The organism is Candidatus Accumulibacter phosphatis (assembly GCF_012939955.1).
Taxonomy (GTDB): Bacteria; Pseudomonadota; Gammaproteobacteria; order Burkholderiales; family Rhodocyclaceae; genus Accumulibacter; species Accumulibacter delftensis.
Genome location: NZ_SPMY01000004.1, coordinates 1 through 21946, shown reverse-complemented (window position 1 = coordinate 21946; position 21946 = coordinate 1). Strand labels below are relative to the sequence as shown.

Below are 21946 nucleotides of genomic sequence, written 5' to 3'. Positions count from 1 at the left end.
GGTCTTCCGTCATGTTCGGAAAAGTCCTTATCGCCAATCGCGGCGAAATCGCACTCCGTATCCAGCGCGCCTGCCGCGAACTCGGCATCAAGACCGTCGTTGTGCACTCGGAGGCCGATCGCGACGCCAAGTACGTCAGACTCGCCGATGAATCGGTGTGCATCGGTCCGCCACCTTCGGCGCTCAGCTACCTGAACATTCCGTCGATCATTTCGGCGGCCGAAGTCACTGATTCAGAAGCCATTCACCCCGGCTACGGTTTTCTTTCGGAAAACGCGGATTTTGCCGAGCGCGTGGAATCTTCAGGCTTTGTTTTCATTGGCCCGCGCCCGGAAACCATCCGCCTGATGGGCGACAAGGTCTCCGCCAAGGAGGCCATGCGTGCAGCCGAGGTTCCCTGTGTTCCTGGTTCGCTAGGTGTCTTGCCGGAAGATCCGAGAGAAATCCTGCGCCTGGCCAAGGAAGTCGGCTACCCGGTAATCGTCAAGGCGGCCGGTGGTGGGGGTGGCCGTGGCATGCGCGTCGTGCACACCGAAGCGGCGCTGGCCAACGCCGTCACCATGACCCGCACCGAGGCTCAGAATTTCTTCGGCAATCCGAATGTTTATCTTGAAAAATACCTGGAGAATCCACGCCACATCGAAATCCAGGTGCTTGCCGACAGTTTCCGTAACGCAGTCTTCCTCGGCGAACGTGATTGCTCCATGCAGCGTCGTCATCAGAAGATCATTGAGGAAGCGCCTGCTCCCGGCATAGCCGCCCGCCACATCACCCGCATCGGCGAGCGTTGTGCCGAAGCCTGTCGGCGCATCAACTATCGGGGCGCCGGAACCTTCGAATTCCTCTTCGAAAATGGCGAATTTTATTTCATCGAGATGAACACCCGAATTCAGGTCGAACATCCGGTCACCGAGTTGATCAGTGGCATCGATCTGGTCGCCGAGCAGATCCGTATTGCCGACGGCGAGCGACTGCGCTTCAAGCAGCGTGATCTGGCTTTCCGCGGCCACGCCATCGAATGCCGAATCAACGCCGAAGACCCGTTCACCTTCGTTCCTTCACCCGGAAAAATCAGCGTCTATCACCCGCCCGGCGGGCCCGGTATCCGCGTGGACTCGCATATTTATCAGGGCTACACGGTGCCATCGCACTACGATTCGATGGTCGCCAAGGTGATTTCCTACGGCGACACTCGCGACCAGGCGATTCGCCGCATGCGCACGGCACTTTCGGAAATGAGCATCGAAGGCATCAAGACCAACATCGCCCTGCATCAGGAACTGATGCACGACGCCCGTTTCATGGAGGGAGGAACCAGCATCCACTATCTCGAACAGCGGCTGGCCGCCAAGAACGAGCTCAAGAAGGGCGGCTGAACGGCGCCGATCATCGATGGCCTGGCTATCCCTCAGTATCCAAACCGACTGCCTGCACGCGGAGGCGCTGGCCGACGCGCTCCTTGAAGAAGGGGCGCTGGCCGTCAGCATCGAGGATGCCGACGCCGGCACCGCCGACGAAACGCCGCAATTCGGCGAGCCCGGATCGATCACCCGCCCTGGCTGGAAGCGCTCGCGCGTCATCGCCCTGCTCAAGCCGGACACCGATGGCGCGCGACTGGTCAGCATCTGCGCCGAGCGGGCCGGCCTCGACGAGGCAGCGTTTTTTTCCCAGGAAGAAGTCGCCGAGCAGGACTGGGTGCAGGTCACGCAGGCGCAATTCGAACCGATTCGCATCTCGGGGCGTCTGTGGATCGTTCCCTCATGGCACGACGCACCCGATCCGGAAGCCATTGTTCTGGTGCTCGATCCCGGAATGGCCTTCGGCACCGGTTCGCACCCGACCACGCGTCTGTGCCTGGAGTGGCTCGAACGCTGCGTTATGCCGGCAAGCTCGGTCCTCGACTACGGCTGCGGTTCCGGCATCCTGGCCATCGCCGCGGCCCGCCTCGGCGCCAACGACGTGCTGGGGGTGGACATTGACCCACAGGCCGTGCTGGCATCGGTCAGTAACGCCGAGCGCAATGGCGTCGCGGTGCGCTTCCAGGACTCGGAACACGAACTGCAGGGGCAATTCGACATCGTCGTCGCCAATATCCTGGCCAATCCGCTGCAAGTGCTGGCACCCGCGATTTGCGGGCATGTGCGTCGCGGCGGTCGCCTGGCTCTGTCCGGAATCCTCGCCGAGCAGACCGAGCAGCTGGTCGCCGCTTATGCGCCCTACCTGGTGCTGCGCGTCGCCGACACCCGCGATGGCTGGGTGTGCCTGGCCGGCATAAAGGACTAGCCGATGAAAACCTGCTGCCCGGACTGCCAGACGATTTTTCGCGTCACCTCTGAGCAACTCAAAGCGCGTGCCGGGAAAGTCCGTTGCGGGCAATGCCGACGGGTTTTCAACGCTCTGGACAGCCTGCTCGACGACGCCGAAGCAATCATCCGTGCACCGCTCCCGACGCCGGCGGATACTCCGTTCGCATCAGAAACACTGCTCCAAAGGGAAACCCCGTGGCGAACGCAGGACTTTCTCTCCACCCGGACACCGCGGCCGCCGAACAGCGAGGAAGGGGCGCCGCCGACCCCAGCCGTCGCCATGCTGCTGCGCGAAGGGATGGACGCTGACGAGAGCGAAGAAGGCGCAGAAACGGGTGCCGCTTACGCCTCCGCGCCGACAAGCTACGAGCCCCCGGGCCGCACCGAGCCTTTCTTCGCTGCACAAGCCCTCGAGCGCAGCGCCGAGCAAACGCACCCTGCTCAGCACCCGGCGCAGCACACCATTCCCGACCCTGTTGCGGCGATGGTGCCCAGCAGCCCGGCAGCCGATGCGCCACCGATCACCGCCGAGCGGGCGGCGACGGTCGCGGAAGTCACCGAAGTCCCGCCAATCGGCGCCGCCGAGCACGGCCTCCGCGCGAGTCAGAACAAGGAAGCGCCGGCTTACGATCGCTGGCTGGAAGGTGCGCTAAGTCAGCCCGTCCCCCCGGTCGCCGGCAAGGCGCTGGCCGCGCCCTTCGTGATTGCCATCATCGTCCTGACCCTGGCCCTGGTCGGCCAGGCGATTTTTCATTTCCGCGGCGTCATCGCCCTCACCGCCCCCAGCACTCGGCCGGTACTGGCCGCTCTGAGCGCCGCTCTGGGCACTGATATTCCACTACCGCGAAACGTCGAGCTGGTGAGCATCGAAGCCTCTGACCTGCAGAGCGACCCGGGACGAAACAAGCTGCTGACGCTACAGGCGACGCTGCGCAACCGGGCCGGCTACGCCCAAGCCTACCCGGCGATCGAACTGACGCTCACCGACAACGCCGACAAGGCCATCGTACGGCGCGTTTTCACGGCCGACGAGTACCTCACGCCGTTGCAGTTCGCCGAGAAATCGTTCGCCGCCAACGCCGACGTCGAAGTTCGACTGTGGCTGGAGGCCAATGAGGTCAATGCGGCGGGCTACCGGCTTTACCTCTTTTATCCGTGAGCATTTGTTGATTCACGATTCTCGCGGCAGGCGTCTTTTTTTCTTAATCTCGACTCAGCTTCCCGGAAGATCCATGTCGACACTCATTTGCGGCTCAATCGCCTTCGATAACATCATGGTTTTCCATGATCGTTTCAAGAATCACATCCTGCCCGAGCAGATTCACATCCTGAACGTTGCTTTCCTGGTTCCCGAAATGCGCCGCGAGTTCGGTGGCTGCGCTGGCAATATTGCCTACAACCTCAAGCTGCTGAGTGGGGAACCACTGATCATGGCCACCGTCGGCGACGACGCCGACTCGTATCTGCTGCGCCTGGACGATCTTGGCCTGTCACGGGCACACGTGCGCCGGATTGCCGGCAGCTTCACCGCCCAGGCATTCATCACCACCGACCTCGACGACAACCAGATCACCGCCTTCCACCCCGGCGCAATGAGCTACTCGCACCTCAATCAGGTCGCCGACGTAGCTGCCGCGACCCTCGCGATTGTCGCTCCCGACGGCCGCGACGGCATGCTGCAGCACGCGCAAGACCTCGCAGCGGCCGGTATCCCCTTCGTTTTCGATCCCGGCCAGGGACTGCCGATGTTCTCCGGTGACGAGCTGATGAACTTCATGCGCCTGGCCACCTATGCCTGCTTCAACGATTACGAAGCGAAGCTGCTCTGCGACCGCAGCAATCGCTCGATCGAACGACTCGCCGACGAGGTCGAAGCGCTTATCGTCACCCTTGGTGGCGAAGGCTCGCGGATTTACAGCAAGGGCGTCTGCCATGAGATTCCCTGTGTTCAGGCCGCTACCGTCGTCGACCCCACCGGCTGCGGTGATGCCTACCGCTCAGGGCTGCTGTACGGAATTGTCGCCGGCTGGGACTGGCAGAAAACGGGTCGGCTTGCCGCCGTCATGGGCGCCATCAAGATCGCTCATCGCGGCGGGCAGAACCATCGCCCGACGCGCAAGGACATCGCCGATCATTTTTCCAGCGCTTTTGGCAGCCGCCCCTGGTAAGCGCTTGGCCGTAAGGGGGCTTCTGGTTTCGAGGCCGACGCCAGTACGCATTCCGGCAGCAATTCCTGCACCGCTGCCCGGAGCGGCCTGAGCAAGCGCCTCAGCAAGCCTGCAATTTCCCTGCTAATTCAGCTTGCACTCGTTGGCCAGAGGGCGGCCGGTCCCGGCATCCATCAGGACGCTCTTCCAGGGCAGATCGATCCACAGCAGGCCATTCTGCCGGTCCTCGTAGCGCGGCAGGCCCGAGCTCGAATCGTAGCGCCGCAAGGTTCGCTGCTTGCCCTGCCAGTCAAGCTCGATGACGCGAGGGTCTTGTGTATCGCGCCGCACCAGGACGCTGCGGCCGAGCTCACAGAGGTACACCCCGCTGCCAAGCGGAATCTGCAGCTGCCCGTTCTCGCTGGTGATACCCGGTTGCGCGACGGGAACGATCGACGACGGCTGCTGGAAGAAGGGGAAGACGCAGCCGGCGAGGACTATCGGCAGGATGGCGATGCTGAGAATGACGGAGCGCTGCACTGGCACGCGGAAACCTCGAATCATTGAAGATGGAAAGGGACAGAAAACAGCATGACAGGTTTCTGGCAAACGACAAAATCCGCAGGCAGCTCGCGCCATGGCTTGCACCAGAGCGCCACAACAAACGACCGTGTGCAGCGGTTGACAGGGCTGCCGGGGCCAGAGACACTCTGCCCGGTATGCATAGCCCCCCACCATTTCCCGCTCATTGCGGCGCGCATTCCCTCGCGTATTTTCTTGCTGATCTCGCCCGACGATGAATGAACGAGACGCCCTGCTGACCACTGCGGTTCGCGCTATCGAAACCGTCGACGGGGACCGGGAAAGCTGGACTGACGAAGACCGTTCGTGGTCCACCCGGGCCGCTGCAGAAGCCGTCGGTGAAGGCGCCACGCCTACCGTTTTCGTCGCCTGCCGCGCCCGGTTTGCGGTCGATCGTTTGCGGCCCCGTGATCCCGGCTTCGTTCGCATCGTCGACGGCCTGCTGTGGCGTAGCTGGATTGGCGCCCTGCTGATGATCCTGTCGTTTGCCGCTGGGCTGCTCATCGATCGCATCGGATCCGGCCAGAGCATCAACCTGCTGGCGCCACCGGTGCTCGGCTTGCTGACCTGGAATCTGGCGGTCTACCTGTTGATTCTCGTCAGCAGCTTGCGCCGCGGCAACAAAGCAAGCAGTGAGCCGGGCCCCCTGCGCCGCCTCGTGGTCGGCGGCTTGCTTGGCAGCGGTCGCCGGCTACGGCAACGCGGCGTGGCCATGCCGGCGGCGGTGCTGCCGAAACTGCTCAGCGACTGGAGCCAGATCGCCGCAGCGCTGTACGCAGCACGGGTTGCGCGCCTGTTGCACTTCTCGGCTGCGCTGCTTGCCACCGGCATCATCAGCGGACTGTACCTGCGTGGACTCGCTTTCGAGTATCGCGCCGGCTGGGAAAGCACTTTTCTTGACGCCGAAGCGGTGCACCGCCTGCTCAGCGTGCTGCTGGCGCCGGGGCTGTGGTTCACCGGCAGCGTCCTCCCCGACGTCGACGGACTGGCCGCCATCCGCTTCGGCGTCTTGCCGGCCACCGAAAATGCCGCACCGTGGCTGCATCTGCTGGCTGCAACGCTATTCATCGTCGTCATTGTGCCGCGCCTCGTGCTCGGCACTGCCAGCGCACTGCTCGAACGGCGGCGCAGCGCCCGCCTGCTCGGCGACTTTACCAACCCCTATTATCAGCGCCTGCTGCACGGCTACCACGCCGGACCGGTTCACCTGAGCGTCATCCCCTACAGCTATCATCCGGCTGCAGCCACGATGACCGGACTGCGACGCCTACTCGGGCGAGTCTTCGGGGACAATGCACAACTCGACTGGGCGACGCCGGTGAGCTATGGCGAAGAAGAAGCGCTCGCCGCCGCCAGCCAAACCGACAGTCGCGGTCCGCGCGTCGCGCTGTTCAGCCTGGTCGCCACCCCGGAGCGCGAAACCCAGGGCGCCTTCATTCGCGCCGTGCGCACCCTGGCGGGTGCCGGGCCAGTCCTGGTGCTCGTTGATGAGGCGCCGTGGCACGCCCGCTTCGACCCAGATCCACGACGCCTCGAACAGCGCCGTGCGGCCTGGCGAGCCGAGCTCACTGATCTCGCCGAGCTCGGCCTCATCCCGGTTTTTCTTGATCTCGCGCAGCCCGACCTGAGCGCCGCGCAGGACGACATCGAACGCCGTCTGGAGGGCTCTGCATGAGCGAAGATCGTATTTCTCTATCGCTGATATCGCATACCAATGCCGGCAAGACGACCCTGGCACGGACGCTGCTCGGCTACGACGTAGGCGAAGTACGCGACGCGGCGCACGTCACCGTCGACGTCAACGCCTACTCGCTGATCAGCACGCCCGCGGGCGACGAACTAACGCTCTGGGATACGCCCGGATTTGGCGACAGCGCCCGCCTCGCGAAGCGACTGCGCCAGCAAGGCAACCCCATCGGCTGGTTCGTCGGGCAAGTATGGGATCGTTTTCGTGATCGCTCGATGTGGTTCACGCAGCAGGCGGTGAGCAATGTCCGCGACCAGGCCGACGTCGTCCTCTATCTGGTCAATGCCTCGGAAGAGCCGACCGACGCCGGTTACCTGGAACCCGAGCTGGCGGTTCTCGAGTGGATCGGCAAACCGGTCATCGTCCTCCTCAACCAGACCGGTCGCTCGCGGCCAGCCGCCGAGGAAGCGGTCGAACACGAGCGCTGGCGCAAGCTGCTGGCCAACTATCAAGTCGTCCGCTCGGTGCTGCCGCTGGACGCTTTTGCGCGCTGCTGGGTGCAGGAGATCACCCTGCTGCAGGAAGTCGGCAAGATCCTGCCGGCCCAACGTCGGGAGGCCTACACACGCCTGGTCGGTGCCTGGCAGCTGCGCCGCGAGCGGCAGTTCGAAGCCGCGATGGCGGTGTTGGCCGAAACACTGGCGCGCGCCGCTCTGGATCTCGAGACACTGCCGGAAACGCGCCTCACGGGAACGCTGCGCGACCTCAAGCGAGCACTGGGTGTCGGCCGCGATGCCCATGCCGGCGACGCCGCCGCCAAGGACGACAAAGCACACGCCGTGCAGGCGCTTGGTGCGCGGATCGACGCCGATCTGCAGGCCGGCCTCGACCGCTTGATCGCCATTCACGAACTCGAAGGCCACGCCAGCGACGAACTGCTGCGGCGCATCGCGCTGACGGTGAGTGTCGAAGCGCCGGTGAACGAACGCAAGGCGGCGCTGATGAGCGGCGCGGTGTCCGGTGCGCTGACCGGTCTCGGGGTCGACATCGCGCACGCCGGGCTGACACTCGGCGCGGGCGTGATTACCGGCGCCGTCGTCGGCGCTCTCGGCGGCGCCGGGATAGCACGCGGCGTGAATATGGCGCGCGGCCGACGCGGCACGACCCTGCGCTGGGACGACAGCTTCCTCTGCGAACTGGTCGTCAGCTCGCTATTGCGCTACCTGGCCGTCGCCCATTACGGCCGCGGACGCGGCCAGTGGCGAGAGACCGAGTACCCGGCGTTCTGGCCGCCACTGGTGAGCCGGGCCGTCACCACTGCCAAGGCAGCCCTGGTCGCCACCTGGTCGGGCCGCGAGGGCAGGCGCGTAAATGGTGCCGCCAGCGGTGGCGTCGCTCCAGGCGGCCCGGACACGAGCACCGTCGCCACGGCGGCCAGGCCGCTGCTCACCGAGCTCACCCGCCAGCTGCTCGCCGAGCTTTACCCCGGCCAGCCGGGCTGACGGAGGAAAAGCCATGGAGTGGATCGCCCTGCTGTTCGCCGGCGTTTTTGAATGGGGCTGGCCGGTCGGGCTGAAGCTCGGCTGGTCGGAGAGCGGCGCCCTGTGGGGCTGGCTGGCCTTCGCGGCGGTGAGCATGGCCGCCAGTGGCGCCTTGCTGCTCATCGCGCAACGGCGGATTCCGATGGGCACCGCCTACGCCGTATGGACCGGCATCGGCGCCGCCGGCACTTTTTTCCTCGGCATCCTCCTTTTGGGCGAGGCGGCAACAGTCGAGCGCTTTTTCTGCGTTGGCCTGATTGTCGCCGGCATCGTCGGCCTCAAGCTCGCTTCGAAATAGGCGCACAGACCATGGACTGGATCGCACTGCTCGCCGCCGGCATTTTCGAGTGCGGCTGGCCGCTGGGGCTCAAACTCGGGCAGAGCGAGCGCGGCACGCACCGGGGATGGATCGCCTTCGCTGGCGTCTGCATGGCCACTAGCGGCGCACTGCTGCTCTACGCGCAGCTGAGCATCCCGATGGGCACCGCCTACGCCGTGTGGACCGGCATCGGCGCTGTCGGCACCTTCGCGCTCGGCATCGTGGTGTTCAAGGACGCTGCAACGCTGGCTCGTTTCTTCTGCATCGGACTGATCGTCGCCGGCATTCTTGGTCTGAAGCTGGTCGCCTAGCGCGGCGCAGGCGCGCGCACGCAATCAGGCGGACGCCCGCTTTCGCGATCACGGCGAACGGATTTATTGCACGCATGCAGCGCCCCGACAGGCGATAATGCAGCAGGTGTTTTCAACGCGCTGGTCTGCCCTCCGACAAGCTGCTTTGCGCCGTAACCAACAGGCAGACCCATGCACCGCACAATCTTCACCACCCCGATCGTCAACACCCTGCTGCGCGCCTTCTCGGTGAGCTTCCTGAAGATCACGGGCTGGAAAATCGAGGGCAGTTTGCCGGCTTCCGCCAGCAAGAGCGTGCTGATCGCCGCACCGCATACCAGCAACTGGGACCTGCCCTACACGCTGATGGTCGCCTTCGCCCTGCGGCTCAATATCTACTGGATGGGCAAGGCGCAGATTTTTCGACCACCATTTCGCGGTCTGATGAGCTGGCTCGGCGGCATCCCCGTGGCGCGCGAGACGACCAACAATCTGGTCGCTGCCTCGGCGGCGGCGATCGGCGCTGCCGATGGCCCGGTGCAACTGATAGTCCCGCCCGAGGGAACGCGCAGCAAGACGCGGGAATGGAAGACCGGCTTCTACCACATCGCCGTCACTGCACAGGTACCGATCGTCCTGGCCTACATGGACTACGAGAGGAAGGTCAGTGGCCTCGGAGAAATCTTCGTGCCGACCGGCGACGTCGAGGCCGACATCGCCGCCATCAAGGCTTTCTATGCACCGTTCAAAGGCAAGAACGCCAGCCAGTACCACGCCGACTGATGCCACGGCGCACCGTGCGTCAAGCCGCAGGCGGCGGAACTGACTCGACAGGCGTGGCGGCCTCGGCGGGCTCTAGAGTTTCAGCCGCGGGAACCGGCGCAAGGTGCAGGTCGAGAGCGTAAAACACCGCCAAAGCCGCGTAGGCGTCATTCGCCGCGTAAAGCAACTGGTTTGGCAACAGAGTCTGACGCGCCCAGTTGGACGTCGTGACCGAACGCGATTTCTGCAGGCGCTGTCCGAGGACCATGGCCACCGCCGCTTTCGCGCCAAGCGTCTGGCGAATTCCCTTCCTGCGCAAGGCGTCGGCCAGATCGACCATGGCTCGAATGCGGGCACCAAGCTTGCTCAGCAGCACCACCCGATCCGACTTGAGCCCGAAGCCGATCTTCACGACCGCCTCTGATTCGACGATGCTCTTGATGAATTCACACGCCGCTTCGCCGTCAACGCGAACGATGAAAGCCTGCTCGCGCAGCGCGAACTGGACGACGTGCGGCCCGCTGGCCGGTTCACCCTTGGCGAAGGTCGGCTTGCTCTCGGTATCGAAGCCAATAAAACCGGCACCCAGGATCGCGCCTCGCGCGGCCTCGAACTGCGCTGGCGTCTTGAGCAGATGAATACGATCAAGGGTCAGGCCGGCAAAAGGCGGGAGCTGCGCAATTTCTTCTCTGGTCGGCCGCTGCGGACCCGTCGCATCTGTCATTTGCTGCATCACTTCGCTGGAGAGAACTAGCTCGTTACCTGCTTACGCCTGCGCGAAAAGCGCAAGCATCAAGGCACGGATTATCGTCGAAAGCGCTGCTTGGTGGAGGGGTGAATCTCCGGTCTCTATCGGCATAACATCCCGAGAGATCCAACCCCGGCGAAAGGATCCGCAGCCATCTCCGTCTCCACACGCGCCGGGAGCAGTCCGAAACGGGCAGCACGCAGCCTACCCAAACGACCAACGACGTCCACCACAGCAGGAGTGATCAATGGCCAAGAAGAATGACGGGGTATGCGGATTTCTCCCAAGAATCACCGCACAGAGCCCGCAAGGTACGCTGGGGCGTCTCAAGCTCAGTGATCTCAAGCCCACGCAGAACGCCGTCGGCATGGACGAAGGGAACGCCAAGGTAGCGAACATCAAGGAAAAGAGCGACAGCGCGCTGGAAGACCATCTCCTGCCGCGCGCCGTCCCGGTGATCATCGGCAACGACGCTCAGTACTACCTGATCGACCACCACCATCTGAGCATCTCGCTCTGGCGCGCCAAAGGCGACATGGACATCCCGGCCATGGTCACCCGCAACTGGAGTTCCATCGAAGGAAAACACTTCTGGAAGACGATGGCTGCCAATAACTGGGTTTGCCCCTTCGACGCCATGGGAGCCGGCCCAAACAATCCCAACACCTGAAACAGCACGTCAAAGACCTCGACAACGACCTCTACCGCAGCCTCTCCTGGCTGGTGCGCGAAGCCGATGGCTACGTCAAGGACCCGAACAACGCCATTTTCGCCGAGTTCAAATGGGGCAGCTTTTTCCGCACCCGCGTGATCTTCGACGAACAGCTGACGTGCAAGAAGAACTGCATGGAGATGACCCTGGAAGACATCCGCAAAGCCGACCCCGACGACTACGCCGAGAAGCTCGGCTGGGCACGCTACCTGGCAAGCTCTCCCGAGGCGGCCGGGCTGCCGGGTTTCGTCGGTCGCTCGGGGTAAGGCAGCAAGCAAGCAGCCGGGATCGGCTGCTTGTCGAGTTCGATCGAAGCAGCGTGACGCGGCGGTAGCGAGAATCATCAGCGGCGGCTGGATGGGCACCCTTTGAGGTGCCCATTCTTACGCGCTTTTGGCGTGTACTGGTCAGGCGGTTTCAGACGCCGGCGGAACTCGCTGTCGGTCTGTAGTGGTCCGGCCCTTTCGGACACCGGAAAAGCTCCCTGTGGGCCAATAACCGAGCGGTAGCAGAGGCGTGTTCCTGGTTTTTTCCGCTGCAGCTGCTAGGGCAAGAGCCAAGAGCTCACCCTACGCATGCAATTGTAAGAAAGTGAGCGCCGGCCTCTGCACAGCGCTCAGTTGATCAAGAGCAGTGGTCGGCAGGCCGCTGGCATGACGGGCTCCGCGCGGGGAGCTGAGCGTTTGGCCGGCGTGCGGGCCTCGACGCTGAACCACCAGTCGAGCTCCGCGCAGCCATCGCCAGCCGGGATCGATGCCTGCTGCTCGCACGCGGTGCTGTCGTGCGGGCAGCGCAAGCGGACGTGAAAGGGGGCGTCGTGGCCGAACCAGGGGCGGAGCTTGCGCAGCCAGGCCGGGTCCGGTTCGCTCGAACACAGGCCGCGCTTGATGGCCGGGTTGACGAAAATGCGGTCCACCCTGGGGTCGTCGGCTGCGGCCTTGAGCAGGGCTTTCTGGTCGTCGCCCCAGAGAGGGCCAAGCTCCTCACCGTTCGCGGCGAGCATGCTTGGCGGGTCGGGCTGGTTTTCGGTGTCGCGGATGGCGGCGGCGGACACGGCAAATTGGAACCAGATGTCCGCATCCAGGCCGTTCTGATGGATGCGGCGCGAGTTGGACATTAGCCCGCCCCTGGGCTGGCTCAGATCGCCGACCATCACCAGCCCCTCGCCGCGGCTGGCATGGCTCTGGCCGAGGTCCGAGACGAAGTGCACGAGCGCGGCATGCCCGTAGAAGGGGTTGCGGCCGCGGCGGATGTTGATGTAGCGCTCGCCTTAGGCGGCGCGCGCTTGGGCACCAGCAATACAGCCGTTGGAAACGCCTCCGATGACTTTCGTGGTTTCATCGCTGGGGATTATGACCTGCGCCCAGGGGCTGGCCAGGGCAGGGCCGGTGACGCCTGCAGTGAGCCAGGTGGCGAGCAACAGGGGGGGGGCGAAGGTGGCCATCAAGCGGCATCGGTTCATGGTGGAAAGCCCGAGTGAGGGGAGAGAACGGCTTAAGTCTAGCACCGCGACATCGGCTCGCTAGTCGCAACAGCGCAGCGCGGATGGACGACCGTTGAGGCGGCTGACCGCGACGTATTGACAGAATACTATCGACACCGGTATGGTATTTCGCTGTGACGTGGTCTTGCATGCTGAGCCGGGCACCGGCTACCGGGAAGAGGCGTTGGGGAAACTCGTGAAGCGTTCGCGTACAGGTCTTGTCTGCCGTTTCTGGCTGATGGCTTTCTTCCTTTGCTTGCCGATCGCTGCCGCGGCTCAGGCCAGGCTCGCCGAAGGATTTTCGCGTTTACCGCAAGGGGCGCTAGTGACATTGATGCCGCTGGACATCGAGCTGTACTCGATCAGTGCCGGCGGCGTTGTCGAGCCACAGGCCGAATGGACGGCCAAGGCACACGCCAATCTCTGGGAAGCCTTTTTGACCCGCCAGAGTGCTCTTGAGGTCAACTTCAAGCCGCTACCCGACGATGCCGACGAGGTCATCCAGCGCCTCAATCGTTTGCACGGCGCGGTCGGGCTGGCCATCAGTGGCTTTGATCTGCCGACCAAAGAGGGCAGGCTCGATTGGTCTCTCGGCGACGAGGCGATCGCCATCCGCAACCAGACCGGAGCCGACTACGCACTGTTTTCCTACGTCCGTGACAGCTATGCGAGTAGTGAGCGTGCGGCAATGATGGTCCTCGGCGCGCTGCTCGGTGTCGGCCTGCAGGGAGGTATGCAAGTCGGTTATGCCTCGCTGGTCGAATTGTCCACCGGCAGGATCGTCTGGTTCAACCGCCTGCTGCGCGCCCGCGGTGACCTGCGCGAGCTCGACAAGGCGCGTGAGTCGGCGGATGCACTGCTGGCAAAGTTCCCCGAGTAAAAGGCCATGCAGCGCCGAGGCTTCCTTCGTTGTGGTGCCTATTGTGGCCTGATCGGTGTCGCTGGGTCGCTGGTGGCCGCCGAGGGCTGGCAGAATCCGCCACGACTGCAACGGCCAGACCCCGCCAGCGACGAGGGCGGCCTGTGGGCCTTTCTCGATCGCGAGGAGGCACGACTCAAACGCAGTCGCTTCCTGCTGCGCGACGGGCCGCTCAATCACTACGTTTCAGGCGTTGCCTGCCGGCTGGCGGGGGACCATTGCCCGGACACCCGCGTCTATCTGGTCCGATCGCCGTTTTTCAACGCATCGATGGCACCGAACGGAATGATGCAGGTGTGGACCGGTTTGTTGCTGCGCATGGCCAATGAGGCGCAGCTGGCCGCGGTCCTGGGTCACGAGCTTGGCCACTACCTGGCGCGCCACGGCGTCGAGCAGCTGCGCGATGCCAAGGCCCGCAGTGCCTTTGGGCAGTTTCTCGGCATGGCCTTCGGTGCGGCCGGCGTCGGTGCCGCCGGTTCTCTCGCGCAACTGGCGCTGCTCGGCGGCAGTTTCGCTTACTCGCGCGAACACGAGCGCGAAGCGGATCGTATCGGGCAGGAGTTGATGCTCGCCGCCGGCTACCCGCCGCTCGAAGCGTCGACGGTGTGGGGGCAACTGTTCGCTGAACTAAAGGCCGAGGAGGACTGGGCGGGCGATGCAGGCACGCGCAGCATCCTCTTTGCCAGCCACCCCGACCCTGAGGAACGCAGTCTGGCCATGGCTCAAAACGCGGCGACGATGGGCGGGAGCAACGCCGATACCGGTAGCGAAGCGCTGGCCCAGCAGCTGCGTGGTCATCGCCGCGAATGGCTCGAGGACGAATTGAGACGACGCAAATCGGGCGAGACAATCGCGCTGCTGCAGAGGTTGTTGGCGCAGTCGGACAACGGCGAGCTACGCTTTTTCCTTGCCGAGACTTATCGGCTGCGGGCTGCGGCGGGCGATAGCGAACGTGCTCTGGCCGCCTACGGGGAAGCGGAGGCGCGCGCGGGATTCCCCCCCGAACTGTATCGATCGCGGGCCATGTTGCAGCGCCAGGCGGGCGATGAGAAAGCCGCGCGCGAATCGTTTCAGCGCTACCTGTCGTTACGTCCTGACGGCGACGATGTCGAGATGATTCGGGGCTATCTCCGGGAAGGGAGTTGAGGTGTCACGTTCACTACTGCTGCTACTGGTGTTGTTCCTGTCGGGGTGTGCCGCGATGGCGAAGATCGAGCCCGGTGAAGTAAAACTTGGCGAAGCGATGACGGCAACTCCCGACAGTGCCTGGAATCGTCTGGCAATAGGGACGCCGAAGAACACCGAGGTCTGGACCTCCGACGGTTTGCCGCTTGATCGGCTGGTGTTCTACGTAGGTATCGCCGACGGCGAGCCGCTTGCCCCCCTGCGAGAGCGCTCCGATCGCCAGATTCCGAAGTTCCGCGCGGCCATGCCGGCGCACGAGATCGTCGAGATGTACGAGGTCTTTGCCAGCTACGACGGCAGCACATTTCAGCGCGGGAAGCTGGCCCCGGCGCAGTTCGCCAGCAGCGAGGGTTTCCGCTTCGAGTTCGCCCGCGTGCGCAAGGGCGACGAACTCGATATGCGTGGCGTCGCTTATGCTGCGGTGCGCGGCGGTAAGCTGTACATGCTCGTCTTCGAGGCCGCGCGTACTCATTACTACGGCAAACACCTTGCTCGCGCCGAGGCGGTGGCAAGATCGGTGCGTATCGGCAGGTGAGCGGGTGACGGACCACGGGAGGCCCCGTGGTCCTGGCAGGCAAGCTCCCCCGGCCATTTCAGCGTTCGACCAACTCGTAGCTCGTGCTGCGGCCGCCCGCGTCGCACTTTCGCAGCACGCGAAGCAACACCAAATCGCTGAATTCGCGCAGTGCCGTATCGGCCGAGCATTTGGCGATCGCTACCCACTTCGTGGTCGTCAGGTTGCCTGCGAATCCATCGAGCAAGCGATTGAGCAATTTGGTCTGGCGCGCATTCAAGGGCATGCCGGCAAGGCGCTGCCAAAAGCGTGCCCTGGCCAACACGGTATCGAGCGAGAGTTGCGCCTAGGCCACTGCGTCGTTCAGGGCTGTCAGGAACCAGGCCAGCCACTCGGTCAAATCCATGCCCCCTTTCTTGGTCCTTTCGAGGATCTCGTAATAGGCTTTGCGTTGCCGCAGGATCTGCGCCGAGAGGCCACAGAAACGTTGCGTGCTGCCGTCGGCCCTCGCCAGGAACAGATCCCCAAGGGCGCGCGCGACGCGACCGTTGCCGTCATCAAATGGATGGAGAGTGACAAACCACAGATGGGCCAATCCTGCACGGACCAGCGGCAGGTCCGCAGGGTCGCCATTGGCCCACTCGAACAGCTGGCGCATCTCCTCCTCAAGACGCTCGCCAGGTGGCGCCTGAAAATGCACGCGCTGTCGGCCGACAGGACCTGACACCACCTGCATCGGTCCGTCGGCATCATCGCGCCGGCTGCCAACGCGAATCCGGGCCATGCCCAAGTAGCCGGTTGGAAAAAGCGCTGCCTGCCATGAATACAAGCGGTCGCAAGAGATCTCGGCGTAACAATTCGACGTCGCGTCGAGCACCATTCCGACGACACCCTCGACATGTTGGTCAAGCGCTGCCAAGGCCCCGATATCCACGCCGAGGCGCCGGGCAGTCGACGAGCGAACCGATTCAGCGTCGAGCTTTTCCCCTTCGATTTCGCTGATGCGCAGCACGTCCTCGGTGAGGGCGGTCAGGCTGGCCTCGCTCTGCAGCGACATGCCGACGTCGGCAAGACGCTCCATCAGCACTCCCGGCGCCCGGCTGACCTCGGCCAGCGCGCCAGCAAGGGTCGACAGATCGTAGCGCCAGCTGGGCCAGCCGTCGGTTTGCCAGATGTATCGATAATCTCCGCACAAACGCCAAGCAAACAGCGCAAATCATGCGACGCTTACGGCAGAGCTCGACGTCCCCGAGGTCGCATCGTCCGTGTCTTCCCGACGCTGATTGCCAGCAACGCAAGAGTGCGCCGAAGCCGGGCGTAGACGCCAAAATGGGCACCTATAGGTGCCCACTCGTGTTTGCTCTTGGCACGCCCGAGACGATTCGAACGTCCGACCCCTGCCTTCGGAGGGCAGTACTCTATCCAGCTGAGCTACGGGCGCGTGCAGGGTGCGAAGCTTAACCGGTTTGCCCCGGGCAGTCCAGCGCGGCACTTCTGGGCGGCGGCAAACGGCGTTACAATTCGTCATCTAACCCGCAGACAAACAAGGATCCGGCATGGCGCAAACAAAATTCTCTTCACGAACGATCCTGGTGATCACCATCGTCATTGCCGTTCTTCTGATCGTGGTCATCTGGCCGCTTTCAATGATCGGCAAGGGCAGCAGCGAAACGCGCAGCGACACTTACGCCGATGAGGTCTATGTCCGCATTCTGCCGGTGGCCAAGCTGGAGCTGGCGAAAGCGCCGGCAGCCGCGGCCGACGGCCAGCCGCGTGACGGCGCAACGGTGTACAAGTCGGTCTGCATGGCTTGCCACGGAACTGGCGTCGCCGGCGCACCGAAAGCGGGCGACAAGGCCGCCTGGGGGCCGCGTATCGCTACTGGTAGCGATGCCCTGATCGTCAGTGTCACCAACGGCAAGGGCGCGATGCCGCCAAAAGGCGGTGGCGCCGACCTGACCGAGGAGGAGATCAAGGCTGCGGTCGAGCACCTCGTCGGCCTGGCGCAGTAAAACCTTCGATTCGGTGGTACAAAAAAAGGAGACCTCGCGGTCTCCTTTTTTTGCTGCGGAAAGCTGCTCCGCAAACTCGGGATGTGTCCGAAGCTTACTTGGTCACGGCCGGAACGGCGGCCGCGGCGGCGGCAGGTACGGTAGCGGGAACGGCGCTGCCACCGGCGGCTTCCACTTTACCGCTCGCCATGTCCTTGGCTGCTGCGGTCGGGGTGCTGGCTTTCGGCATGGCGACGGGCGTCTTGCTTGCAGCCTTCATCTCGGGCTTGGCGACGGCGCTGCCAACGGCAGGAGCGGTTGCAGCTGCGGTGGCGGCAACGGCCGGGGTCAGCGCAGGGGCCGCCACGGCCGGCGTCGCGACAGCTGGTGTTACGGCCGCTGCTGCGGCTGGCTTCGCCGCCTCGACGGCCTTGGTGGCGTCAGCGGCAGAAGGTGTTTGTGCGAAGGCGGCGGTGCTGAAAGCAGCGGCGATGGCAACGGCGATGATGTTCTTGAACATGTGGATCTCCTGAGCTTGGTTCTGAGGTTGATTGGTTCTTGCTCGCTCGGCCGCTTTGCTGTTTCTGTTGTCTCGGCCTTGCCAACAGTAACGCGAGCGCTTGCCAAGGCGATGTCAGGTCATGCGTAACGTCGCGTAACACGGCGTAACCACCGCTCGGTGCAGCGGGCCTTTTCAGAACTCAGCAGAGCTTACTTGGCCTTGCCGAGCATCGCTTTCATCGCCGCCAGGCGATCGGAGCTGGCGGCCTTGTCCGGCGGCGCCGCGCTCTTGCCACCGGAAACGCGCAGGTCATCGCCCATCTCGGCGACGAAACGCGAAGGCTCGCAAGGGATGCTTTCGCGGCCCTGCTTGCGTCGCTCGCAGTAGCTCAGGTGCAGCGAGCGCTGCGCGCGCGTGATTCCTACGTACATCAAGCGGCGCTCCTCCTCGATGCGGCCGTCGGCCTGCGCTTCGCGGTGCGGCAGAATGCCCTCTTCGATACCGATCAGAAAGACGTGCTTGAACTCCAGGCCCTTGGCCGCGTGCAGGGTCGATAGCTGGACGGCATCGACGTCTCCTTCATTCTTGTCGAGCAGGTTGATCAGGGCGATGGTCTGGGTGAGGTCGATCAAGGTCTTCCCTTCTTCCTGGCCCTTCTTGCCCAACCAGGCGCAGAACTCCTGCACGTTGCCCCACTTTGTTTGCGCCGCACGCTTCTCGTCGTGCTCGGTGAGCCAGTCTTCGTAAGCGATGGCGTTGAGCAACTCGCTCAGCAACTGCGCCGCCGGATCGCTGCCAGCGCGCGCCTGCAGGCGATTGATGAATTCGCAGAATCCGAGCAACGGCGCAAGCTGGCGTGGCTGCACGCGCTGCGCGAAGCCTTCTTCGAAAGCTGCCGCGAACAAGGACAGGTGGCGTTCGCCGGCGTAGCCACCGAGCACCTGCAGTGTGCTGGTGCCGACACCACGCCGCGGCGTGCTCACCGCGCGGATGAACGCCGGATCATCGTCCTCGTTGGCCAGCAGCCGCAGGTAGGCAACCAGATCCTTGATCTCGCTCTTGTCGAAGAAGGACTGACCGCCGGAAAGCAGGTAGGGAATGCGCTGGTTGCGCAGGAACTGTTCGAGCGCCCGCGCCTGGAAGTTGCCGCGGTAGAGGATGGCGTAATCCTTGAACGCGCCACGATGTTCGAAGCGATGCGCCTGCAGCTTCATGACCACCGCTTCGGCTTCTTTTTCGTTGTCCTGGCAGACGCTGACGGTGATCGGATCGCCATGGCCGAGGTCGGACCACAGCTTCTTGTCGAAGAGTTTTTCGTTGTGCGCGATCAACGCATTGGCCGCCTTGAGGATGCGCACCGTCGAGCGATAGTTCTGTTCGAGCTTGATCAGCTTGAGCTTTGGATAGTCGCGCGGCAGCCCGCGCAGATTCTCGATGTCGGCGCCGCGCCAGCCATAGATCGCCTGATCGTCGTCGCCGACCGCAGTAAACGCGGCGCGCGGCCCGGCGAGCAGCTTGAGCAGCTGGTACTGGCTGGTGTTGGTGTCCTGATACTCGTCAATGAGCAGATAGCGCAGGCGGTTCTGCCACTTCTCGCGCACTTCCGGATGTTTCTCGAAGAGTGCCACCGGCAGCGCGATCAGATCATCAAAATCGACCGCCTGGTAGGCCTGCAGAGTGGCCGAATAGCTGGCGAAGGCATTCGCGGCGAGCAGTTCGGTGTCGTTCTGCGCGTCCTTGCGGGCCTGGTCGGGCGAAAGCAGCGTACTTTTCCAGTTCGAGATCAGCGTCTGCAGCTTGCGGATGACCGCCTTGTCGACGCTGGCTGCCAGCTCGGAAACAATGCCGAAACAGTCGGTGGCATCGAGGATCGAGAAGTTCGGCTTGTAGCCCAGGGTGCGCGCTTCCTCGCGCAGGATGCGCACGCCGAGCGCGTGGAAAGTCGAGATGGTCAGGCCCTTCGACGGCTTGTCGGCGAGCAGCTTGCTCACCCGCTCCTGCATTTCCTTCGCCGCCTTGTTGGTGAAGGTGATGGCGGCGATGTTGCTCGGGCTGAAGCCGCAGGACTCGATCAGATAGGCAATCTTCTCGGTGATCACGCGCGTCTTGCCCGAACCGGCACCGGCGAGAACCAGCAGCGGGCCGTCGAGGTAGCGGATCGCTTCGCGTTGCGGGGGGGTTGAGCGAGAGCATCGGGCGAGTAACCAAGAGCGGGGCGGGAATGGACGAAAGAAGCAGACGGAAGGAGCGGAAGAGGCGAAAGCGGGGCGCGATTCTAGCATGCTGGCTGGGGGCCGCTGTGCTCGCCCCGGCTGCTGTCATTGGCGCGGCTATCTGCGCGACAGCCGGGATTTCGCCGGGATTGAGCTGCAAACGCCCGGGGCCAGGCAGAGGTGGCAACGCTTTCTGTCCTTGCCACTGACGCGGTTTCGTCGGAACATGGCAGGCGTTGCCATCAAGCCGCCTCGCCATCCCCTGTGCCAGTGAAGAAAGCTCCCGTCGAAGTGTTTGCCGTCCCTGATCTGGCCTCACCCCTGCCAAGCGGCTCACTTTTTCGAGGCCAACGCCGTGGCCCCCCCGGATAGCCCCTCGCCCCTTGTGGGAGAGGGGTTGGGGAGAGGGGCGGCACTTGAAATCCCCGCCGCAGAACAAGAACCAAGCCGCAGCCATCCTGAATACCTCGATGGGCGCGACGTAGCGCAGATTCCCCCTCTCCCCCGGCCCCTCCCCCGCGAGGGGGAGGGGAGTAGGTAGCCGACACTTTTTATTGCTCCTTGCCAACCCTGAGCCCCACCGCCATGTCGCCATGTCTCCACTGATCCGCCGTCTGTTGTTGGCTGTGCTTGTCGTCCTACTGATCGCCGGAGGGGTGTGGTGGGCGACGCGACCGGAACCCGTGGCGGTGGTGTTCAGGGAAATCGAGCGTGGGCTGGTCGAATCGACGATCGCCAACACCCGCGCGGGGACTATCGAAGCCTGCCAGCGGACCAGGCTGTCGACGATCACTGGCGGTCGCATCGAAGTGCTGGCGGTCAAGGAAGGTGACCGGGTCGAGAAGGGCCAGCTGCTGATGAAGTTGTGGAATGACGACCAGCAGGCGCAGAAAGCATGGTACAGAGCGCAGGTGGCCACTGCGCGCCAGCGTGTCAATGAAGCCTGCACCGTCGCCGCCAACGCCGAACGCGAGGCCGAGCGGCAGGCAAGCCTGCGCGCCAAGGGCTTTGTTTCGCAGGCCAAGGAAGACAGCGCACGCAGCGAGTCACTGGCCAGGGGCGCTGGCTGCGCTGCCGCCAAAGCCGACGTCCTGCAGGCCGAAGCGCGCGTCTACCTGACCCGCGTCGAGGAAGGCCGGACGGTGCTCTACGCGCCATTTGCCGGCACCATCGCCAAGATCGTCGGCGAGGTCGGCGAGTACTCGACACCGTCGCCGCCCGGCGTGCCGACACCGCCGGCGATCGATCTCATCGACGACTCCTGCCTGTACGTCAAGGCACCGATGGACGAAGTCGATGCGCCGCGCGTTGCGGCCGGGCAGACGGTGCGCATCAGCCTCGACGCGCTGCCCAGGCAGTCCTTCCCGGGCAAGGTCAGGCGCGTGGCGCCTTACGTTTCGGCGGTCGAGAAGCAGGCACGCACCGTTGATATCGAAGCCACTTTCGACGACCCGACGGCACCCGGCAAGCTGCTCGTCGGCTACAGCGCGGACATCGAAGTGATCCTCGATGTGCGTGCGGACGTCGTTCGGGTGCCGACCTCGGCGCTGCTCGAAGGCGGGCGCGTGCTGGTCGCCGGTGCCGAGGGCAAGCTCGAAGAGCGGCAGGTGCAGACCGGCCTCGCCAACTGGGAGTTTGCCGAAGTGCTCGCAGGACTGGCGCCGGGCGATCGTGTCGTGACCTCGCTCGAACGCGCCGGCGTCAAGGCCGGTGCACATTACGCGCTTGATGCCCAGGCGACGGCAAGCGGCCGCTGACGGTCATGACCTGTCGAAATACCCCGGATCGTGAAGGTCATGACCGTTTCCCCTCTCACTTGCAGTGCGCATTCCGGCTTGCACGCCGGAATCGTTCGACGGGCTGGGCGCATGCGCCCAGAATTCCCCGTCTTACCCCCGGCCCTTCTCCCGCGAGGGGAGAAGGGAGTTTCGTGAGTCGCTTGCGCGACTTTCACATTAACGGTCATGACACGTGGAGACACCCCAAATCATGAAAGTCATGACCGTTTCCCTCTTCCCCTGCCCCTTCTCCCGCAAGGAGAAGGG

General features: G+C 64.0%; 22 protein-coding genes, 1 tRNA gene and 1 pseudogene. 16 read left to right on the top strand and 8 right to left on the bottom strand.

Annotated elements, in window-relative coordinates; translation table 11 throughout:
- Positions 1-11: 11 nt before the first annotated feature.
- From accC to E4Q23_RS01190, 4 genes are all read left to right on the top strand, one after another.
- Positions 12-1376 (top strand): acetyl-CoA carboxylase biotin carboxylase subunit, encoded by a 1365-nt coding sequence (gene accC / locus E4Q23_RS01205; RefSeq protein WP_169064941.1) that lies wholly within the window; start codon positions 12-14, stop codon positions 1374-1376.
- Between the two features lie 16 nt (positions 1377-1392).
- Positions 1393-2283, top strand: coding sequence for a 50S ribosomal protein L11 methyltransferase (gene prmA / locus E4Q23_RS01200; RefSeq protein WP_169064940.1), 891 nt, complete (start codon positions 1393-1395; stop codon positions 2281-2283).
- Positions 2284-2286: 3 nt separating this feature from the next.
- A complete protein-coding gene (locus E4Q23_RS01195; RefSeq protein WP_169064976.1) occupies positions 2287-3465 on the top strand; it encodes a DUF3426 domain-containing protein in 1179 nt (392 codons plus the stop codon).
- A gap of 73 nt (positions 3466-3538) precedes the next feature.
- On the top strand, positions 3539-4474 hold the full coding sequence (locus E4Q23_RS01190) for a carbohydrate kinase family protein (RefSeq protein ID WP_169064939.1): 936 nt from the start codon (positions 3539-3541) through the stop codon (positions 4472-4474).
- 123 nt (positions 4475-4597) lie between these two features.
- Here the strand turns inward: E4Q23_RS01190 and E4Q23_RS01185 are convergent, their stop codons facing one another.
- A complete protein-coding gene (locus E4Q23_RS01185; RefSeq protein WP_169064938.1) occupies positions 4598-4993 on the bottom strand; it encodes a hypothetical protein in 396 nt (131 codons plus the stop codon).
- A gap of 256 nt (positions 4994-5249) precedes the next feature.
- On the opposite strand from E4Q23_RS01185, the gene E4Q23_RS01180 reads away from it, so the two are divergent.
- The 5 genes from E4Q23_RS01180 to E4Q23_RS01160 all read left to right on the top strand — a co-directional run bounded on the left by E4Q23_RS01180 (position 5250) and on the right by E4Q23_RS01160 (position 9655).
- Positions 5250-6710 carry a DUF2868 domain-containing protein gene (locus tag E4Q23_RS01180; RefSeq protein ID WP_169064937.1) on the top strand — a complete coding sequence of 487 codons (1461 nt, stop codon included), beginning with the start codon at positions 5250-5252 and terminating at the stop codon, positions 6708-6710.
- Positions 6707-8224 (top strand): DUF3482 domain-containing protein, encoded by a 1518-nt coding sequence (locus E4Q23_RS01175; protein ID WP_169064936.1) that lies wholly within the window; start codon positions 6707-6709, stop codon positions 8222-8224. The genes E4Q23_RS01180 and E4Q23_RS01175 overlap by 4 nt, the downstream gene beginning before the upstream one ends.
- A gap of 13 nt (positions 8225-8237) precedes the next feature.
- Complete coding sequence (locus E4Q23_RS01170) at positions 8238-8561, top strand: DMT family transporter (protein ID WP_169064935.1); 324 nt, start codon at positions 8238-8240, stop codon at positions 8559-8561.
- Between the two features lie 11 nt (positions 8562-8572).
- Positions 8573-8893 (top strand): DMT family transporter, encoded by a 321-nt coding sequence (locus tag E4Q23_RS01165; RefSeq protein ID WP_169064934.1) that lies wholly within the window; start codon positions 8573-8575, stop codon positions 8891-8893.
- Positions 8894-9064: 171 nt separating this feature from the next.
- Positions 9065-9655: a 1-acyl-sn-glycerol-3-phosphate acyltransferase gene (locus E4Q23_RS01160; RefSeq protein ID WP_169064933.1), complete on the top strand. Its 591-nt coding sequence runs from the start codon at positions 9065-9067 to the stop codon at positions 9653-9655.
- A gap of 19 nt (positions 9656-9674) precedes the next feature.
- On the opposite strand, the gene E4Q23_RS01155 is transcribed toward E4Q23_RS01160, so the two are convergent.
- Entirely contained in the window at positions 9675-10358 is a 684-nt protein-coding gene (locus E4Q23_RS01155; RefSeq protein WP_169064975.1) for a 3'-5' exonuclease domain-containing protein 2, read from the bottom strand.
- A gap of 271 nt (positions 10359-10629) precedes the next feature.
- On the opposite strand from E4Q23_RS01155, the gene E4Q23_RS01150 reads away from it, so the two are divergent.
- Complete coding sequence (locus tag E4Q23_RS01150) at positions 10630-11052, top strand: ParB/Srx family N-terminal domain-containing protein (protein ID WP_169064932.1); 423 nt, start codon at positions 10630-10632, stop codon at positions 11050-11052.
- Positions 11004-11360 carry a ParB-like protein gene (locus tag E4Q23_RS01145; RefSeq protein WP_169064931.1) on the top strand — a complete coding sequence of 119 codons (357 nt, stop codon included), beginning with the start codon at positions 11004-11006 and terminating at the stop codon, positions 11358-11360. Before E4Q23_RS01150 ends, E4Q23_RS01145 begins: the two co-directional genes overlap by 49 nt.
- Before the next feature lie 350 nt (positions 11361-11710).
- Here E4Q23_RS01145 and E4Q23_RS01140 read toward each other — a convergent pair whose 3' ends face one another.
- Together E4Q23_RS01140 and E4Q23_RS23420 are read right to left on the bottom strand one after the other, a co-directional pair.
- A complete protein-coding gene (locus tag E4Q23_RS01140) occupies positions 11711-12352 on the bottom strand; it encodes a penicillin-insensitive murein endopeptidase (RefSeq protein WP_336511582.1) in 642 nt (213 codons plus the stop codon).
- Positions 12353-12364: 12 nt separating this feature from the next.
- Positions 12365-12556, bottom strand: coding sequence for a hypothetical protein (locus E4Q23_RS23420; protein ID WP_248595171.1), 192 nt, complete (start codon positions 12554-12556; stop codon positions 12365-12367).
- Positions 12557-12698: 142 nt separating this feature from the next.
- Here E4Q23_RS23420 and E4Q23_RS01135 point away from each other — a divergent pair, with 142 nt between their 5' ends.
- From E4Q23_RS01135 to E4Q23_RS01125, 3 genes are read left to right on the top strand one after another with little or no spacing between them, the layout of a single operon-like run.
- Positions 12699-13457 (top strand): hypothetical protein, encoded by a 759-nt coding sequence (locus tag E4Q23_RS01135; protein WP_169064930.1) that lies wholly within the window; start codon positions 12699-12701, stop codon positions 13455-13457.
- 6 nt (positions 13458-13463) lie between these two features.
- On the top strand, positions 13464-14642 hold the full coding sequence (locus E4Q23_RS01130) for a M48 family metalloprotease (protein ID WP_169064929.1): 1179 nt from the start codon (positions 13464-13466) through the stop codon (positions 14640-14642).
- A 1-nt stretch (position 14643) separates the two neighbouring features.
- Positions 14644-15216 carry a hypothetical protein gene (locus E4Q23_RS01125; RefSeq protein ID WP_169064928.1) on the top strand — a complete coding sequence of 191 codons (573 nt, stop codon included), beginning with the start codon at positions 14644-14646 and terminating at the stop codon, positions 15214-15216.
- Between the two features lie 58 nt (positions 15217-15274).
- On the opposite strand, the pseudogene E4Q23_RS01120 reads toward E4Q23_RS01125, so the two are convergent.
- Positions 15275-16390, bottom strand: a pseudogene (locus E4Q23_RS01120) (Fic family protein).
- 169 nt (positions 16391-16559) lie between these two features.
- Positions 16560-16636: transfer RNA gene (locus tag E4Q23_RS01115), tRNA-Arg, on the bottom strand.
- Positions 16637-16751: 115 nt separating this feature from the next.
- On the opposite strand from E4Q23_RS01115, the gene E4Q23_RS01110 reads away from it, so the two are divergent.
- On the top strand, positions 16752-17207 hold the full coding sequence (locus tag E4Q23_RS01110; protein WP_169064927.1) for a c-type cytochrome: 456 nt from the start codon (positions 16752-16754) through the stop codon (positions 17205-17207).
- Positions 17208-17301: 94 nt separating this feature from the next.
- On the opposite strand, the gene E4Q23_RS01105 is transcribed toward E4Q23_RS01110, so the two are convergent.
- Both E4Q23_RS01105 and E4Q23_RS01100 read right to left on the bottom strand, forming a co-directional pair.
- Complete coding sequence (locus E4Q23_RS01105; RefSeq protein WP_169064926.1) at positions 17302-17706, bottom strand: hypothetical protein; 405 nt, start codon at positions 17704-17706, stop codon at positions 17302-17304.
- A gap of 191 nt (positions 17707-17897) precedes the next feature.
- Positions 17898-19970 (bottom strand): UvrD-helicase domain-containing protein, encoded by a 2073-nt coding sequence (locus E4Q23_RS01100; RefSeq protein ID WP_169064925.1) that lies wholly within the window; start codon positions 19968-19970, stop codon positions 17898-17900.
- A gap of 524 nt (positions 19971-20494) precedes the next feature.
- Between E4Q23_RS01100 and E4Q23_RS01095 the strand changes: the two genes are divergently transcribed.
- Positions 20495-21658: an efflux RND transporter periplasmic adaptor subunit gene (locus E4Q23_RS01095; protein WP_169064924.1), complete on the top strand. Its 1164-nt coding sequence runs from the start codon at positions 20495-20497 to the stop codon at positions 21656-21658.
- Positions 21659-21946: the final 288 nt, after the last annotated feature.

Coding starts and splice junctions, on each gene's coding strand:
- accC (WP_169064941.1), top strand. CDS start 12: ATGTTCGGAAAAGTCCTTATCGCCAATCGCGGCGAAATCGCACTCCGT.
- prmA (WP_169064940.1), top strand. CDS start 1,393: ATGGCCTGGCTATCCCTCAGTATCCAAACCGACTGCCTGCACGCGGAG.
- E4Q23_RS01195 (WP_169064976.1), top strand. CDS start 2,287: ATGAAAACCTGCTGCCCGGACTGCCAGACGATTTTTCGCGTCACCTCT.
- E4Q23_RS01190 (WP_169064939.1), top strand. CDS start 3,539: ATGTCGACACTCATTTGCGGCTCAATCGCCTTCGATAACATCATGGTT.
- E4Q23_RS01180 (WP_169064937.1), top strand. CDS start 5,250: ATGAATGAACGAGACGCCCTGCTGACCACTGCGGTTCGCGCTATCGAA.
- E4Q23_RS01175 (WP_169064936.1), top strand. CDS start 6,707: ATGAGCGAAGATCGTATTTCTCTATCGCTGATATCGCATACCAATGCC.
- E4Q23_RS01170 (WP_169064935.1), top strand. CDS start 8,238: ATGGAGTGGATCGCCCTGCTGTTCGCCGGCGTTTTTGAATGGGGCTGG.
- E4Q23_RS01165 (WP_169064934.1), top strand. CDS start 8,573: ATGGACTGGATCGCACTGCTCGCCGCCGGCATTTTCGAGTGCGGCTGG.
- E4Q23_RS01160 (WP_169064933.1), top strand. CDS start 9,065: ATGCACCGCACAATCTTCACCACCCCGATCGTCAACACCCTGCTGCGC.
- E4Q23_RS01155 (WP_169064975.1), bottom strand. CDS start 10,358: ATGACAGATGCGACGGGTCCGCAGCGGCCGACCAGAGAAGAAATTGCG.
- E4Q23_RS01150 (WP_169064932.1), top strand. CDS start 10,630: ATGGCCAAGAAGAATGACGGGGTATGCGGATTTCTCCCAAGAATCACC.
- E4Q23_RS23420 (WP_248595171.1), bottom strand. CDS start 12,556: ATGAACCGATGCCGCTTGATGGCCACCTTCGCCCCCCCCCTGTTGCTC.
- E4Q23_RS01135 (WP_169064930.1), top strand. CDS start 12,699: ATGGTATTTCGCTGTGACGTGGTCTTGCATGCTGAGCCGGGCACCGGC.
- E4Q23_RS01130 (WP_169064929.1), top strand. CDS start 13,464: ATGCAGCGCCGAGGCTTCCTTCGTTGTGGTGCCTATTGTGGCCTGATC.
- E4Q23_RS01110 (WP_169064927.1), top strand. CDS start 16,752: ATGGCGCAAACAAAATTCTCTTCACGAACGATCCTGGTGATCACCATC.
- E4Q23_RS01105 (WP_169064926.1), bottom strand. CDS start 17,706: ATGTTCAAGAACATCATCGCCGTTGCCATCGCCGCTGCTTTCAGCACC.
- E4Q23_RS01100 (WP_169064925.1), bottom strand. CDS start 19,970: ATGCTAGAATCGCGCCCCGCTTTCGCCTCTTCCGCTCCTTCCGTCTGC.
- E4Q23_RS01095 (WP_169064924.1), top strand. CDS start 20,495: ATGTCTCCACTGATCCGCCGTCTGTTGTTGGCTGTGCTTGTCGTCCTA.